Source organism: Flavobacterium phycosphaerae, from assembly GCF_010119235.1.
Lineage (GTDB): Bacteria > Bacteroidota > Bacteroidia > Flavobacteriales > Flavobacteriaceae > Flavobacterium > Flavobacterium phycosphaerae.
On sequence record NZ_JAAATZ010000001.1, the window covers coordinates 1,642,419 to 1,658,800 of the forward strand.

The window sequence follows — 16,382 nt, forward strand, 5'->3', positions numbered from 1 at the left end:
AAAATAGCCCTAGTATATGAATTCAACATACTTTACAGAAGAACACCAATTATTCAGACAGAGTTTACGAGATTTTTTGCAGATAGAAGTGGTACCGCACATTGAGAAATGGGAAAAGACTGGGACAATAGAACGTTTTATTTGGAAAAAGTTTGGCGATATGGGCTTTTTCGGATTAGCCTATCCTGAAGCTTACGGCGGATTAAATTTGGATTTGTTCTATACGGTAATCTTTTTAGAAGAACTGCAAAAAATCAAATCTTCGGGTTTTGCCGCTGCCATGTGGGCGCACGCTTATTTGGCTATGACACATTTAAATGCCGAAGGAGATGAACGCATAAAACAAGACTATTTAGCGCCAAGTATTTCCGGTGATAAAATAGGTGCTTTGTGTATTACGGAGCCTTTTGGCGGAAGCGATGTGGCCGGTATGCGAACCACCGCTGTTAAAAAAGGAGATAGTTATATCATCAACGGTTCTAAAACATTCATCACCAATGGTGTTTATGCCGATTACTATGTAGTGGCTGCTAAAACTAGTCCGGAGCTTGGGAATAAAGGAATCAGTATCTTTTTGATGGATACCAATTTAAAGGGTGTTTCTGCAACCAAATTGGACAAACTGGGTTGGAGAGCTTCGGATACTGCTGAGATTTCTTTTGATAATGTTGAAATTCCTGCTGCCAATTTAATGGGAGAAGAAGGAAAAGGGTTTCCATATATCATGCAGCATTTTGCTTTAGAACGTTTGATAATGGCGGTTAACGCCCATGCCAGAGCCGAATATGCTATAGAGTATACGATTGATTATATGACGCAACGTGAAGCTTTTGGAACTACCATCAATAAGTTTCAAGCTTTAAGACATACGATGGTTGATCATGCCACCGATGTGGAGCATTGTAAAGTGTTCAATTACGCTGCTGTTGCCCGATTAAACCAAGGCGAATATGTGGTTAAAGAAGCAACGATGGCTAAATTAAAATCGACTAAAGTAGCCGATGAAACCATTTACAGTTGTTTGCAAATGCTGGGCGGTTATGGTTATATGGAAGAATATCCTTTGGCAAGATTGTTAAGAGACAGTCGATTAGGGCCAATAGGAGGTGGTACTTCTGAGATCTTGAGAGAGATTTTGTCGAAAATGATTATAGACAAACAAAACTATCAGCCGGCGGTAAAAAAATAGAAAGATTATTTTTGATAGAATAGTATAGACCAAGAGATGAGCGATTGTTTCTTGGTTTTTTATTTTATAAATGGAATAAAGCCTAATGTCCACTGGACATTCTCCTCTTAATATCAAATATTAGCGATTGGAGCAAGTACCGTGTACTGCGGAAAGCGCGACCCAATGAGGAATGCCCAAAAATAATTCGTAATTCGTAATTCGTAATTCAAAAATTATATTACTTTTGCACCCACTAAATGAGAGGAGGTGTCTAAATTATGTTGATTATACCAATTAAAGACGGAGAAAACATTGATAGAGCATTAAAGCGCTACAAGAGAAAATTCGATAAAACCGGAACTGTAAGACAACTTAGAGCGCGTCAAGCGTTTACTAAGCCATCTGTAGTAAGAAGAGCGCAAATTCAAAAAGCTGCTTATATTCAAAACTTAAGAGACGGATTAGAAGGATAGTTAAATTCCTTATAAGATAGAGCCGCTGATAATTAAAGTTTCCTAACTTTGGTGTCAGCGGTTTTTTTATGGAAAATTTTAAAAATAAGTTTCAGGAGTATCTTTTGCTAGAGAAAAATTATTCTTTGCATACCGTTTCTGCTTATCTTAATGATATTGGTTTTTTTGAATCGTTTTTAGCTAATGCCTTTGATGATGCTAATTTGATATCTGTAAATTACAATCAAATCCGTGCTTGGATAGTTTCGCTTTCGGATGACGGTCTCTCTAATTCATCGATTAATCGAAAAATAGCTTCCTTAAAATCGTTTTATAAATTTTTGCTGAAAACAAAGCAGATTGATTCCAGTCCTTTGTTAAAGCACAAAGCCTTAAAGGCGCCTAAAAAACTACAGATTCCTTTTTCTGAAAAAGAACTCGATTTGGTTTTAAATCAAATTAATTATACCGATGATTTTGACGGTATTCGCGATAAATTGATCGTTGACTTATTTTATACTACCGGCATTCGTAGAGATGAATTAATTAATTTGAAAATCCAAAACGTTGATTTATCGAACAGTACCCTTAAAGTTTTAGGGAAAAGAAATAAAGAGAGAATAATTCCAATCTTGCCCATTGTAGTCGATCAGATAAAAAGGTATTTGTTCGAAAGAACACAATTACAAAGCATTACGGATGCGGCGTATTTTTTTCTATTGTTAAAAGGCGTTAAATTGAACAATTCGTTTGTGTATCGTTTAATAAATTATTACTTTAGTAATGTCTCAGAGAAGGTTAAAAAGAGTCCGCATATATTAAGACATACATTTGCGACTCACCTACTAAACAACGGGGCAGATATAAATTCAGTTAAAGAATTATTAGGACATTCCAGTTTGGCCTCTACCCAAGTTTATACGCATAGCAGCTTAGCGGAACTTAAAAAAGTATACAGTAGTGCCCATCCCCGAAGCCAAAAATAATTCAACAATGTTTAACCAATAAAAATATGATTATGAAGGTAAATGTTCATGCAGTAAATTTCGCTGTCGACAAAAAGCTGGTTGATTTCATCCAAGAACGATTAGGTAAACTTGAAAAATATTACGACAAAGTAGTTTCGTCAGATGTTTTTTTGAAGGTAGAAAAAACAAGTGAGAAAGAAAATAAAATTGTAGAGGTGAAAATTCACGTTCCGGGAGATGATTTTATGGTAAAGAAACAATGCAAAACATTTGAGGAAGCAGTGGAGTTATCGTCCGAATCTCTCGAAAGATTATTGGTAAAAAGAAAGGAAAAAATCAGAACCCACATATAAGATAAAAATTTTTCTAAAAATGTTTTGATTAAAAGATAAAATCCATACATTTGCAGTCCGTTAGAAATAGCGGACTTTTTTTATTGTGTATGCCAGCGTAGCTCAGTTGGCTAGAGCAGCTGATTTGTAATCAGCAGGTCGTGGGTTCGAGTCCCTCCGCCGGCTCAAAAAGCAATGGTTTTAAGATAAAAAAAGTGGGGGAGATACTCAAGCGGCCAACGAGGGCGGACTGTAAATCCGCTGACTACGTCTTCGCAGGTTCGAATCCTGCTCTCCCCACAAGATTTTTGAAGGGCATTTTCTGAAAGCTTGCTTTCGAGAAAATGAAATTCAAAAAGCTTGGATAAGGCATTGCCTTATCAGGATCACAAGCTTGCTTGTAATCCATTTTTGTTTTGAATTGATATAGATTCAGAACATTCCTTGCCGACTTAGCTCAGGGGTAGAGTGCTTCCTTGGTAAGGAAGAGGTCACGGGTTCAATTCCCGTAGTTGGCTCAATATTGTAAAATTTGAACACTAATAAATATATAACTAAGTTTAAAATTAATTAAAATGGCAAAAGAAAATTTTAATCGTAACAAGCCACACCTTAATATTGGTACAATTGGGCACGTGGATCACGGAAAAACTACATTAACTGCTGCAATCACTAAAGTATTATCTGATGCAGGTTACTGTCAAGCAAAATCATTTGATCAAATTGATAATGCTCCAGAAGAAAAAGAAAGAGGTATTACTATCAATACATCACACGTTGAGTACGAAACTGCTAACCGTCACTACGCACACGTTGACTGTCCTGGTCACGCGGATTACGTAAAGAACATGGTTACTGGTGCTGCTCAAATGGACGGTGCTATCTTAGTAGTAGCTGCTACTGACGGACCAATGCCACAAACACGTGAGCACATCCTTTTAGGACGTCAGGTAGGTATTCCAAGAATCGTTGTATTCATGAACAAAGTGGATATGGTTGATGATGCGGAATTATTAGAATTAGTTGAAATGGAAATCAGAGACTTATTGTCTTTCTACGAATATGATGGAGATAATGGTCCTGTAGTTCAAGGTTCAGCTTTAGGAGGATTGAATAATGATCCTGCTTGGGTGCCAAAAATCATTGAATTAATGGAAGCTGTTGACAATTGGATCGAAGAGCCAGTACGTGACGTAGCTAAACCATTCTTGATGCCGGTTGAAGACGTATTTACTATTACAGGTCGTGGAACTGTTGCTACAGGTCGTATCGAAACTGGAGTTGCTAATACTGGAGATCCAGTTGAAATCATTGGTATGGGTGCTGAGAAATTGACATCTACTATCACTGGAGTTGAGATGTTCCGTAAAATCCTTGACAGAGGAGAAGCTGGAGATAACGTAGGTCTTCTTTTAAGAGGTATCGATAAAGCGGATATCAAAAGAGGTATGGTTATCATTAAGCCAGGTTCAGTTAAACCACACTCTAAATTTAAAGCTGAGGTTTATATCTTGAAAAAAGAAGAAGGTGGTCGTCACACACCATTCCACAATAACTACCGTCCACAGTTCTACGTACGTACAACTGACGTAACAGGAGTTATTTCTTTACCAGCAGGAGTAGAGATGGTAATGCCAGGTGATAACTTAACTATTGATGTAGCTTTATTAAGCCCAATTGCAATGAACGTAGGTTTACGTTTCGCTATCCGTGAAGGTGGTAGAACAGTTGGTGCTGGTCAGGTAACTGAAATCGTAGAATAAATTTAAATTAAATAAAATTCCAGCAGAGAGCCTATTGGTTGCTCTGCTGGTTTTTATAATGAAACGGGCGTAGTTCAAGGGTAGAATAGCGGTCTCCAAAACCGTTGATGGGGGTTCGAATCCCTCCGCCCGTGCAAATAAAAATATTTACAATGGCAAAGATTGTTACTTATATATCAGAAGCATTTGAAGAATTAAAAACAAATGTAACATGGCCAGAATGGGCTGAAGTACAAAAGTTCACAGTTGTTGTGGCTTTATTTTCAGTAATTTTTGCTTTAGCTACATGGGGCGTTGATGAGCTTTGTGCTAAAGCAATTGCCGGGATTTTTAATTTAATAAAATCATAATTTCACTAAGGATGGCTGATAATAATGTGAAAAAATGGTATGTGGTTAGAGCCGTAAGCGGACAAGAAAATAAAGTCAAAGCTTACATCGAAACCGAAATTAACCGATTGGGAATGGCGGATTACATTTCTCAAGTCTTGGTTCCGACTGAAAAAGTGGTTCAAGTAAGAGATGGTAAAAAGATAGCTAAGGATAAAGTTTATTTTCCGGGCTATGTAATGATTGAAGCTAATTTGGTTGGTGAGATACCACATATTATCAAATCAATTACCGGAGTAATCGGATTCTTGGGTGAGGTCAAAGGTGGTGATCCTGTTCCTTTACGTATGTCTGAAGTTAACAGAATGCTTGGTAAAGTAGATGAGTTAGCTGTCAATACAGATACTCAAAATATTCCGTTCAACATTGGTGAAACCATCAAAGTGGTTGACGGTCCTTTCAACGGTTTCAATGGAACTATTGAAAAAATAAATGATGAAAAGCGTAAGCTGGAAGTAATGGTGAAAATCTTCGGAAGAAAAACACCATTGGAACTAGGCTTTATGCAAGTTGAAAAAGTATAATTCGTTACACTATTATAAACCGCAAACGTCTGCTTCCACAGACCGCTGCAATTTTTTTTTAAACAATGGCTAAAGAGATTAGTAAAGTAGTTAAACTACAAGTTAAGGGAGGTGCCGCGAACCCATCGCCACCGGTTGGACCTGCTCTGGGAGCTGCTGGTGTTAATATCATGGAGTTCTGTAAGCAATTTAATGCTAGAACACAAGATCAACCTGGCAAAGTGTTACCGGTACAAATTACCGTGTACAAAGACAAATCGTTTGATTTTGTCGTGAAAACTCCACCTGCTGCAATTCAATTATTGGATGCTGCTAAAATTAAATCCGGTTCTGGAGAGCCTAATCGTCGTAAAGTTGGTACCGTTTCTTGGGACCAAATCAAAACGATTGCGGAAGACAAGATGCCTGATTTAAATGCATTCACTATCGAATCTGCTATGAGCATGGTTGCTGGAACAGCTAGATCAATGGGATTAACTGTAACTGGAGATTCTCCGTTAAAACAAGCGTAAGACATGGCAAAATTGACAAAGAAACAAAAAGAGGCTGCTGCAAAAATTGAGAAAAACAAACTATATTCTTTAAAAGACGCTTCGTCTTTATTGAAAGTTGTTGCTTCTGCAAAATTTGACGAGTCTGTAGACATTGCTGTTCGTTTAGGAGTTGATCCAAGAAAAGCAAATCAAATGGTAAGAGGTGTTGTAACCCTTCCTCACGGAACCGGTAAAGATACTAAAGTATTAGCTTTAGTTACTCCGGATAAAGAAGCAGAAGCAAAAGCTGCCGGTGCTGACTACGTAGGATTAGACGATTACCTTCAAAAAATTAAAGATGGTTGGACTGATGTTGATGTAATCATAACTATGCCGGCTATCATGGGTAAATTAGGTCCGTTAGGACGTGTGTTAGGTCCAAGAGGTTTAATGCCAAACCCTAAAACAGGAACAGTAACTATGGAGATAGGAAAAGCTGTTGCTGAAGTAAAAGCGGGTAAAATCGACTTTAAAGTGGATAAAACTGGAATCGTTCACGCTGGTATCGGAAGAATTTCTTTCGAAGCAGATAAGATTGTAGATAACGCTCACGAGATCATTCAAACATTACTTAAATTAAAACCAACTGCAGCTAAAGGAACATACATCAAGAGTATTCACATCTCTTCTACTATGAGCCCTGCTATCGCTTTAGATCCTAAAGCCGTATAATTGGTAGTTAAACAAATTTTATTATGACAAGAGAAGAAAAATCAATCGCGATAGAAGATTTAACTGCAAAGTTGGCTGAAACTAATGTAATCTACATTGCAGATACTTCAGGATTAGACGCAGAAACTACTTCTTCATTAAGAAGAGCTTGTTTCAAAGCGGGAATCAAATTAGAAGTAGTTAAAAATACTTTGCTTGGAAAAGCAATGGAAGCTTCATCTAATGATTATGGTGACTTACCTACTATTTTAAAAGGGAACTCATCAGTATTTATGGCTGAGATTGCAAATTCACCAGCTAAAATCATTAAAGATTTCAGAAAAAAATCAGATAAACCATCTTTCAAAGGGGCTTACATCAACGGTGAAATTTACATCGGAGATAACCTTTTAGATAGCTTGGCATCCTTGAAATCTAAAGAAGAAGTTATCGGTGAAATCATCGGATTACTTCAATCCCCTGCGCAACGTATTATTTCAGCGTTATTAAACAATGCTGAACAAAAAGGCGAAGCCGCAGAATAAGTAGAGCAGACTAAAAAAATAATAATTAAAGAACATTTTAAACGATAGAAAAAATGGCAGATTTGAAACAATTCGCAGAACAATTAGTTAACTTAACAGTAAAAGAAGTTAATGATTTAGCTACAATATTAAAAGATGAGTATGGTATCGAGCCAGCTGCTGCAGCTGTAGTAGTTGCTGCTGGTGGTGCTGGAGACGGTGGTGCTGCAGAAGAGCAAACAGAATTCACTGTAGTATTGAAAGATGCTGGTGCTTCTAAATTAGCAGTAGTTAAAGCTGTTAAAGAATTAACAGGTTTAGGACTTAAAGAAGCAAAAGACATCGTTGATGGTGCACCTGCAAACATCAAAGAAGGAGTTTCTAAAGCAGAAGCTGAAGGTTTGAAAAAATCTTTAGAAGAAGCTGGAGCTGTTGTTGAGTTAAAATAATCCAACACCGGTTTTAGAACTAGGTTTAGGCCTTGGACAAACGCGTCCAAGGGCCTAAACCATTTTTCGTATAATAAAATTATTGTCTTAAATAAAACTAAATACGAGAAGCTTTTAACCCATACGAAGAAAAAAACAAACTAATTTTCCTGGTCTGTTTTTAAGAGGTGTTGGTTATCAAATAAAGGAAAAGTAGAATCAAGCCGCGTGTGCTTACACACAAAAATTACTTTTTTTAAATCAAAATTTTGTCCATTGATGATAACAAATCAGACTGAAAGATTGAATTTTGCCTCTACTAAAAATATACCTCAATATCCCGACTTTCTGGATGTACAGGTAAAATCCTTTAAAGATTTCTTCCAATTGGAAACGAAATCTGACGAGAGAGGCAACGAAGGTTTATATAACACCTTCATGGAAAACTTTCCAATTACTGATACAAGAAACCAATTTGTATTGGAATTCCTAGATTATTTTGTTGACCCACCTCGTTACTCTATTCAAGAGTGTATCGAAAGAGGTTTAACCTATAGTGTGCCTTTAAAAGCCAGACTAAAACTATATTGTACCGACCCGGAGCACGAAGATTTTGAAACGATTGTACAAGATGTTTATCTTGGAACTATTCCTTACATGACACCAAGTGGTACTTTTGTTATCAATGGTGCCGAGCGTGTAGTAGTTTCACAATTACACCGTTCACCAGGGGTATTCTTTGGACAGTCTTTCCATGCTAACGGTACGAAGTTATATTCTGCCAGAGTTATTCCTTTCAAAGGATCATGGATTGAATTCGCTACCGATATCAACAGCGTAATGTATGCCTATATCGATAGAAAGAAAAAATTACCTGTAACCACTTTATTCCGTGCTATCGGTTTCGAAAGAGATAAAGATATCTTAGAGATTTTCGACTTAGCAGAAGAAATTAAAGTGTCTAAAACAGGACTTAAAAAATACATCGGTAGAAAATTAGCCGCGAGAGTATTGAACACTTGGCACGAAGATTTCGTGGATGAGGATACCGGCGAAGTAGTTTCTATCGAGCGTAATGAAATTATATTAGATCGTGACACTATCATTGACAAAGACAATGTAGAAGAAATCATCGATTCTAATGTAAAATCTATTTTGTTGCACAAAGAGGATAACAATCAAGCTGATTATGCGATTATCCACAACACGCTTCAAAAAGATCCAACCAACTCAGAAAAAGAAGCCGTAGAGCACATTTACCGTCAGTTGCGTAATGCTGAACCGCCTGATGAAGAAACGGCTCGTGGTATTATAGATAAATTGTTCTTCTCTGACCAACGTTACAACTTAGGTGAAGTAGGTCGTTACAGAATGAACAAAAAACTGAACCTGGATATCCCAATGGAAAAGCAAGTCTTGACCAAAGAAGATATCATCACTATCGTAAAATATTTAATCGAATTAATCAACTCTAAAGCTGAGATTGATGATATTGATCACTTATCTAACCGTCGTGTAAGAACCGTTGGTGAGCAATTGTCTCAACAATTTGGTGTAGGTTTAGCTCGTATGGCCAGAACCATCCGTGAGAGAATGAACGTTAGAGATAACGAGGTGTTTACACCAATTGATTTGATTAATGCCAAAACATTATCATCAGTAATCAACTCTTTCTTTGGTACGAACCAGTTATCACAGTTTATGGACCAAACGAATCCATTGGCTGAGATTACACACAAAAGAAGATTATCAGCCCTTGGACCAGGTGGACTTTCAAGAGAAAGAGCCGGATTCGAGGTACGTGACGTTCACTATACCCACTACGGAAGACTTTGTCCGATTGAAACGCCTGAGGGACCAAACATTGGTTTGATTTCTTCGCTTGGAGTTTACGCCAAAGTAAACGGAATGGGATTCATTGAAACACCTTACCGTAAAGTAACTAACGGAACAGTTGACTTAACTTCTGAACCGATTTACTTAAGCGCCGAAGAAGAAGAAGGCAAGATGATTGCACAGGCAAACATCGATATGGATAACAAAGGAAAAATTACGGCGGATAAAGTTATTGCCCGTGAGGAAGGTGACTTCCCGGTAGTTGATCCAGGACAAGTTCACTATACCGACGTAGCACCTAACCAAATCGCCTCGATTTCTGCATCCTTGATTCCGTTCTTAGAGCATGATGATGCGAACCGTGCGTTGATGGGCTCCAACATGATGCGTCAGGCTGTACCATTGTTACGTCCTGAAGCACCAATCGTAGGAACCGGTTTAGAGCGTCAAGTAGCTTCTGACTCAAGAGTATTAATCAATGCGGAAGGTAACGGAACTGTAGAGTACGTTGATGCCAACATGATTACTATTAAATACGACAGAACGGAAGAGGAAAGAATGGTAAGTTTTGATCCGGATGAGAAATCGTATAACTTAATTAAATTCAGAAAAACGAACCAAAGTACTTCTATTAACTTGAAACCAATCGTTAGAAAAGGGGACAGAGTGAAATTAGGCCAAGTACTTTGTGAAGGATACGCTACGCAAAACGGAGAGTTAGCTTTAGGTAGAAACCTTAAAGTAGCTTTTATGCCTTGGAAAGGGTATAACTTCGAGGATGCGATTGTGATTTCTGAAAAAGTAGTTCGTGACGATATCTTCACCTCTATTCACGTAGATGATTATTCTTTAGAAGTTAGAGATACTAAATTAGGTAACGAAGAGTTGACTAATGATATCCCTAACGTTTCTGAAGAAGCTACTAAAGATTTAGATGAAAACGGAATGATCAGAATTGGTGCCGAGGTTAAGCCCGGCGACATTCTAATCGGAAAAATTACACCAAAAGGAGAATCAGATCCAACTCCGGAAGAGAAACTATTACGTGCAATCTTCGGGGATAAAGCCGGTGATGTGAAAGATGCTTCATTGAAAGCCTCTCCATCATTACACGGTGTAGTTTTAGATAAAAAATTATTCGCAAGAGCGGTAAAAGATAAAAAGAAACGTACCAAAGATAAAGACGATTTGACGTCTTTGGAAATGGAATTCGAAACGAAATTTGTTGAATTAAAAGACAAATTAGTAGAGAAATTATTCACTATTGTTAACGGAAAAACATCGCAAGGTGTAATGAATGATTTGGGTGAAGAAGTATTGCCAAAAGGTAAAAAATACACTCAAAAAATGTTACATGCCGTAGAAGATTTCGCTCACTTAACCAAAGGACAATGGGTTGCGGATGAAGAAACGAACCACTTGGTTAACGACTTAATTCACAACTACAAAATCAAGTTGAACGACTTGCAAGGTGCTTTAAGAAGAGAGAAATTCACCATTACTGTTGGAGATGAATTACCTGCCGGAATTTTAAAATTAGCGAAAGTATATATTGCTAAGAAACGTAAATTGAAAGTAGGGGATAAGATGGCAGGACGTCACGGAAACAAAGGTATTGTGGCTCGTATCGTTCGTCATGAAGACATGCCGTTCTTAGAAGACGGAACACCGGTAGATATCGTATTGAATCCACTTGGGGTACCATCTCGTATGAACATCGGACAGATTTATGAAACGGTATTGGGTTGGGCCGGTATGAACTTGGGTAGAAAATTTGCTACACCAATTTTTGACGGAGCTACTTTAGACCAAATCAATGAGTTTACTGATGAGGCAGGCATTCCACGTTTCGGTCATACGTATTTGTATGACGGAGGAACGGGAGAGCGTTTCCACCAACCGGCAACGGTAGGGGTTATCTACATGTTGAAATTAGGACACATGGTTGATGATAAAATGCACGCACGTTCTATTGGTCCATACTCTCTTATTACACAACAACCATTGGGTGGTAAAGCTCAATTTGGAGGTCAGCGTTTTGGAGAAATGGAGGTTTGGGCACTTGAAGCTTATGGGGCCTCAAGTACGCTTAGAGAAATTTTGACTGTTAAATCGGATGACGTTATTGGTAGAGCTAAAACTTACGAAGCTATCGTTAAGGGTGAAACTATGCCGGAACCAGGATTGCCGGAATCATTCAATGTATTAATGCATGAATTGAAAGGTCTTGGATTAGACATCAGATTAGAAGAATAAAGAGGATGCAGTATTCAGTCTCGGTTTAACTGAGACTGAATACTTATTATAAGTTTTTAAAGATTTATGCCCGTAACCCGTTCCGATTTTTTATTGAACCTTTAGGTTTTATAATTAGCACTCCAGGATGAAAGAGGCCTGAAGTTTAGAGAAGTAATTCGAGGTAGTAGCTGAATGATTTAATTTCTTTTTTGAGATGAAAATCATAAATCTAATTTTAATTGCAAATAAATCAATAGTAAAAACTATGATGAATAGAAATAACAAAGACAATAAGAATACTATCAAAAGATTTGATAGGATTTCTATCGGTTTGGCATCACCTGAATCTATCTTGGCTGAGTCAAGAGGTGAGGTGTTGAAGCCGGAAACTATCAACTACAGAACCCACAAACCAGAGCGTGACGGGCTTTTCTGTGAGCGTATATTCGGGCCGGTAAAAGACTTCGAATGTGCTTGTGGAAAATACAAAAGAATCCGTTATAAAGGAATCGTTTGTGACCGTTGTGGGGTTGAAGTTACGGAGAAAAAAGTACGTCGTGACAGAGTAGGACACATCAACTTGGTGGTGCCTATCGCTCACATTTGGTACTTCCGTTCTTTGCCAAACAAAATAGGGTATATCCTTGGTTTGCCGTCTAAAAAATTAGACATGATTATTTACTACGAAAGATACGTAGTAATTCAAGCCGGTATTGCTCAAAATGCAGAGGGAGAATCTTTGCAACGTTTAGACTTTTTAACTGAAGAAGAGTATTTAAATATTTTAGATACCCTTCCGATGGAAAATCAATATTTAGATGATAATGATCCAAATAAATTCATCGCCAAAATGGGTGCGGAATGTATTATGGATTTATTGGCTAGAACTGACTTGGATGCCTTGTCTTATGACTTAAGACACAGTGCTAATAATGAAACTTCTAAACAAAGAAAAACAGAAGCGTTAAAAAGATTACAAGTTGTTGAATCATTCCGTGAAGCCAACCTAAACAGAGAAAATCGTCCGGAGTGGATGATTATGAAAGTAGTTCCGGTTATCCCACCAGAATTACGTCCGTTGGTGCCGCTTGATGGAGGTCGTTTTGCCACTTCAGATTTGAACGATTTGTACCGAAGAGTAATCATCCGTAACAACCGTTTGAAAAGATTGATGGAGATTAAAGCTCCTGAAGTAATCTTGAGAAACGAAAAACGTATGTTGCAAGAATCCGTAGATTCATTATTTGACAACACGCGTAAAGCTTCTGCCGTTAAAACAGAATCAAACAGACCACTTAAATCTTTATCAGATTCGTTAAAAGGTAAGCAAGGTCGTTTCCGTCAAAACTTATTAGGAAAACGTGTAGATTATTCTGCTCGTTCGGTAATTGTTGTTGGACCGGAAATGAAATTGTTTGAATGTGGTTTGCCAAAAGATATGGCTGCTGAATTGTACAAACCATTCGTTATTCGTAAATTAATCGAAAGAGGAATTGTTAAGACTGTTAAGTCGGCCAAGAAAATCATTGACAAAAAAGAGCCTGTAGTTTGGGATATCCTTGAAAATGTAATCAAAGGTCACCCGGTATTGCTTAACCGTGCTCCTACGTTACACAGACTTGGTATTCAAGCATTCCAACCAAAATTGATTGAAGGAAAAGCAATCCAGTTACACCCGTTAGTATGTACGGCGTTCAACGCGGATTTTGATGGTGACCAGATGGCGGTTCACTTGCCATTAGGACCAGAAGCAATCCTTGAAGCTCAATTATTGATGTTGGCTTCACACAATATCTTGAACCCTGCTAATGGTGCTCCTATTACTGTACCTTCACAGGACATGGTATTGGGTCTGTACTACATGACCAAAGAAAGATTGTCTACCCCTGAGCATAAAATTTTAGGAGAAGGATTAACCTTCTATTCGGCTGAAGAATGTAACATTGCTTTAAACGAAGGAAGAGTAGAATTGAATGCCCGTGTTAAAATCAGAGCTAAAGATTTTAACGAAAACGGTGAATTAGTATACAAAATTATTCAAACTACTGCCGGTAGAGTATTATTTAACGAAGTAGTGCCACAAGCAGCAGGTTATATCAATGAGGTATTAACTAAGAAATCATTGCGTGATATCATTGGAAAAATCTTGGCAGTAACTGATGTTCCTACTACGGCTGGTTTCCTTGATAACATGAAAGATATGGGATATAAATTCGCCTTCAAAGGTGGATTGTCCTTCTCTTTAGGTGATATTAAAATTCCGGATCAAAAAGGACAATTGATTACTGATGCCAGAGAACAGGTAGATGTAATTTCGATGAACTATAACATGGGTCTTATCACCAATAACGAACGTTACAACCAGGTTATTGATATTTGGACTTCTGCTAATGCGCAATTGACAGAGTTGGCCATGAAAAATATTAGAGAAGACCAACAAGGGTTCAACTCGGTATACATGATGCTTGACTCAGGGGCGAGGGGTTCTAAAGAACAGATTCGTCAGTTAACCGGTATGCGTGGTTTGATGGCTAAGCCTAAAAAATCAACCGCTGGTGGTGGTGAAATTATTGAAAACCCAATCCTTTCTAACTTTAAAGAAGGTCTTTCGATTTTAGAGTACTTTATCTCTACGCACGGTGCGCGTAAAGGTCTTGCGGATACCGCTTTGAAAACGGCGGATGCCGGTTACTTAACTCGTCGTTTACATGACGTTTCTCAAGACGTAATTGTAAACTCGGTTGACTGTGGTACCTTAAGAGGAATTGAAGTTTCGGCTTTAAAGAAAAATGAGGAAATTGTAGAAACTTTAGGTGAAAGAATCTTAGGACGTGTGGCATTACAAGATGTAATCAACCCATTGAATAATGAAATCTTAGTTCACTCAGGGGAACAAATCACTGAGGCTATTGTTAAAGCGATTGAAGAATCTCCTGTTGAAAAAGTAGAAGTTCGTTCGCCATTAACTTGTGAAGCTAAAAAAGGAATCTGTGCTAAATGTTACGGAAGAAACTTAGCTACCGGAAAAATGACTCAAAAAGGTGAAGCTGTCGGTGTTATCGCAGCACAGTCTATTGGGGAGCCGGGTACACAGTTGACCCTACGTACCTTCCACGTTGGAGGGGTTGCCGGAGGTGTTTCTGAAGAATCAAGCATCATTGCAAGATTTGGCGGAAAACTGGAAATCGAAGATTTGAAAACGGTAGTAGGAGAAGATGGCGATGGCAACAAAGTGGATATCGTAGTGTCTCGTTCAACAGAGTTGAAATTAACTGATGTTAAAACCGGAATCTTATTAAGCACTCACAACATTCCTTACGGTTCTGTTATCAGTGTGAAAGATGGTGATGTAGTTGAAAAAGGTGCTACCATCTGTAAATGGGATCCATATAACGGAGTTATCGTTTCTGAGTTTACCGGAAAAATTGCTTACGAAGATTTAGAACAAGGTCAATCATACCAAGTTGAAATTGATGAGCAAACTGGATTCCAAGAAAAAGTAATTTCGGAAGGCAGAAATAAAAAATTAATCCCAACCTTATTGGTATATGGTAAAGACGGTGAATTAATCCGTTCTTATAACTTACCGGTAGGAGCTCACCTTATGGTAGAAGATGGCGAGAAAATTAAAGCCGGTAAAATCCTGGTAAAAATTCCGCGTCGTTCTTCTAAAGCAGGCGATATCACCGGAGGTCTTCCAAGAATTACCGAGTTGTTAGAAGCTCGTAATCCTTCGAACCCTGCCGTAGTTTCGGAAATTGACGGAGTTGTTTCTTTTGGAAAAATCAAAAGAGGTAACCGTGAAATTGTTATCGAATCTAAATTTGGTGAGGTTAAAAAATACCTGGTAAAATTATCAAGTCAAATCTTAGTACAAGAAAATGACTTCGTAAAAGCGGGTGTGCCATTGTCTGACGGTGCTATTACACCGGATGATATCTTAAGAATTCAAGGACCTTCTGCTGTTCAACAGTATTTGGTAAATGAAATCCAAGAGGTATACCGTTTACAAGGGGTGAAAATTAACGATAAACACTTTGAGGTGGTTATCCGTCAAATGATGCGTAAAGTACAAGTTCAGGATCCGGGAGATACGTTGTTCTTAGAAGAGCAATTAATCCACACGGCTGATTTCTTAGAAGAAAACGATAAACTATACGGAATGAAAGTGGTAGAAGATGCCGGTGATTCAGAAGTGTTGAGACCGGGTCAAATTGTATCGCCACGTGAATTAAGAGATGAGAACTCCTTATTGAAACGTAATGATAAAAATATGGTTGTGGCTCGTGATGTAATCACTGCTACTGCAACGCCAATACTACAAGGTATTACCAGAGCGTCGCTTCAAACCAAATCATTCATCTCGGCAGCATCGTTCCAGGAAACTACTAAAGTATTAAACGAAGCCGCAGTAGCCGGTAAAGTTGATACCTTAGAAGGATTGAAAGAAAATGTTATCGTGGGTCACAGAATTCCGGCCGGAACTGGTATGAGAGATTACGATCACACTATTGTAGGTTCAAAAGAAGACTACAACGAAATCATGGCTAACAAAGAAGAATACATCTATTAA

At 38.0% G+C, this 16,382-nt stretch carries 13 protein-coding genes and 4 tRNA genes; all 17 read left to right on the forward strand.

The features are described from left to right. The first annotated feature begins 16 nt into the window (after positions 1-16). Entirely contained in the window at positions 17-1,189 is a 1,173-nt protein-coding gene (locus GUU89_RS07340; RefSeq protein WP_162127307.1) for an acyl-CoA dehydrogenase family protein, read from the forward strand. A 260-nt stretch (positions 1,190-1,449) separates the two neighbouring features. Next, a complete protein-coding gene (rpsU, locus tag GUU89_RS07345; RefSeq protein WP_162127308.1) occupies positions 1,450-1,644 on the forward strand; it encodes a 30S ribosomal protein S21 in 195 nt (64 codons plus the stop codon). Positions 1,645-1,712: 68 nt separating this feature from the next. After that, positions 1,713-2,609 (forward strand): tyrosine-type recombinase/integrase, encoded by an 897-nt coding sequence (locus tag GUU89_RS07350; protein WP_162127309.1) that lies wholly within the window; start codon positions 1,713-1,715, stop codon positions 2,607-2,609. Between the two features lie 32 nt (positions 2,610-2,641). Next, positions 2,642-2,944, forward strand: a complete 303-nt coding sequence (gene hpf / locus GUU89_RS07355) for a ribosome hibernation-promoting factor, HPF/YfiA family (RefSeq protein WP_162127310.1) — start codon at positions 2,642-2,644, stop codon at positions 2,942-2,944. Between the two features lie 91 nt (positions 2,945-3,035). Beyond that, positions 3,036-3,109: transfer RNA gene (locus tag GUU89_RS07360), tRNA-Thr, on the forward strand. 32 nt (positions 3,110-3,141) lie between these two features. After that, a tRNA-Tyr gene (locus GUU89_RS07365) sits at positions 3,142-3,223 on the forward strand. 146 nt (positions 3,224-3,369) lie between these two features. Beyond that, positions 3,370-3,441 (forward strand) — tRNA-Thr (locus GUU89_RS07370). 57 nt (positions 3,442-3,498) lie between these two features. Further along, positions 3,499-4,686, forward strand: a complete 1,188-nt coding sequence (gene tuf, locus GUU89_RS07375; RefSeq protein WP_162127311.1) for an elongation factor Tu — start codon at positions 3,499-3,501, stop codon at positions 4,684-4,686. A 63-nt stretch (positions 4,687-4,749) separates the two neighbouring features. Next, a tRNA-Trp gene (locus GUU89_RS07380) sits at positions 4,750-4,820 on the forward strand. Between the two features lie 18 nt (positions 4,821-4,838). Next, positions 4,839-5,036 (forward strand): preprotein translocase subunit SecE, encoded by a 198-nt coding sequence (gene secE / locus GUU89_RS07385; RefSeq protein ID WP_162127312.1) that lies wholly within the window; start codon positions 4,839-4,841, stop codon positions 5,034-5,036. 11 nt (positions 5,037-5,047) lie between these two features. Further along, positions 5,048-5,599 (forward strand): transcription termination/antitermination protein NusG, encoded by a 552-nt coding sequence (gene nusG, locus GUU89_RS07390; protein WP_162127313.1) that lies wholly within the window; start codon positions 5,048-5,050, stop codon positions 5,597-5,599. A gap of 65 nt (positions 5,600-5,664) precedes the next feature. Beyond that, complete coding sequence (gene rplK / locus GUU89_RS07395; protein ID WP_162127314.1) at positions 5,665-6,111, forward strand: 50S ribosomal protein L11; 447 nt, start codon at positions 5,665-5,667, stop codon at positions 6,109-6,111. Between the two features lie 3 nt (positions 6,112-6,114). Next, positions 6,115-6,804: a 50S ribosomal protein L1 gene (gene rplA, locus GUU89_RS07400; RefSeq protein ID WP_162127315.1), complete on the forward strand. Its 690-nt coding sequence runs from the start codon at positions 6,115-6,117 to the stop codon at positions 6,802-6,804. Positions 6,805-6,827: 23 nt separating this feature from the next. Beyond that, positions 6,828-7,328 (forward strand): 50S ribosomal protein L10, encoded by a 501-nt coding sequence (gene rplJ / locus GUU89_RS07405; RefSeq protein WP_162127316.1) that lies wholly within the window; start codon positions 6,828-6,830, stop codon positions 7,326-7,328. 53 nt (positions 7,329-7,381) lie between these two features. Next, positions 7,382-7,756 carry a 50S ribosomal protein L7/L12 gene (gene rplL, locus GUU89_RS07410; RefSeq protein ID WP_131476759.1) on the forward strand — a complete coding sequence of 125 codons (375 nt, stop codon included), beginning with the start codon at positions 7,382-7,384 and terminating at the stop codon, positions 7,754-7,756. Between the two features lie 258 nt (positions 7,757-8,014). Next, a complete protein-coding gene (rpoB, locus tag GUU89_RS07415) occupies positions 8,015-11,827 on the forward strand; it encodes a DNA-directed RNA polymerase subunit beta (protein ID WP_162127317.1) in 3,813 nt (1,270 codons plus the stop codon). Between the two features lie 247 nt (positions 11,828-12,074). Then, a complete protein-coding gene (gene rpoC, locus GUU89_RS07420) occupies positions 12,075-16,382 on the forward strand; it encodes a DNA-directed RNA polymerase subunit beta' (RefSeq protein ID WP_162127318.1) in 4,308 nt (1,435 codons plus the stop codon).

Coding starts and splice junctions, on each gene's coding strand:
- GUU89_RS07350 (WP_162127309.1), top strand. CDS start 1,713: ATGGAAAATTTTAAAAATAAGTTTCAGGAGTATCTTTTGCTAGAGAAA.
- GUU89_RS07340 (WP_162127307.1), top strand. CDS start 17: ATGAATTCAACATACTTTACAGAAGAACACCAATTATTCAGACAGAGT.
- rpoB (WP_162127317.1), top strand. CDS start 8,015: ATGATAACAAATCAGACTGAAAGATTGAATTTTGCCTCTACTAAAAAT.
- rpoC (WP_162127318.1), top strand. CDS start 12,075: ATGATGAATAGAAATAACAAAGACAATAAGAATACTATCAAAAGATTT.
- hpf (WP_162127310.1), top strand. CDS start 2,642: ATGAAGGTAAATGTTCATGCAGTAAATTTCGCTGTCGACAAAAAGCTG.
- rplA (WP_162127315.1), top strand. CDS start 6,115: ATGGCAAAATTGACAAAGAAACAAAAAGAGGCTGCTGCAAAAATTGAG.
- rplL (WP_131476759.1), top strand. CDS start 7,382: ATGGCAGATTTGAAACAATTCGCAGAACAATTAGTTAACTTAACAGTA.
- secE (WP_162127312.1), top strand. CDS start 4,839: ATGGCAAAGATTGTTACTTATATATCAGAAGCATTTGAAGAATTAAAA.
- rpsU (WP_162127308.1), top strand. CDS start 1,450: ATGTTGATTATACCAATTAAAGACGGAGAAAACATTGATAGAGCATTA.
- rplK (WP_162127314.1), top strand. CDS start 5,665: ATGGCTAAAGAGATTAGTAAAGTAGTTAAACTACAAGTTAAGGGAGGT.
- rplJ (WP_162127316.1), top strand. CDS start 6,828: ATGACAAGAGAAGAAAAATCAATCGCGATAGAAGATTTAACTGCAAAG.
- nusG (WP_162127313.1), top strand. CDS start 5,048: ATGGCTGATAATAATGTGAAAAAATGGTATGTGGTTAGAGCCGTAAGC.
- tuf (WP_162127311.1), top strand. CDS start 3,499: ATGGCAAAAGAAAATTTTAATCGTAACAAGCCACACCTTAATATTGGT.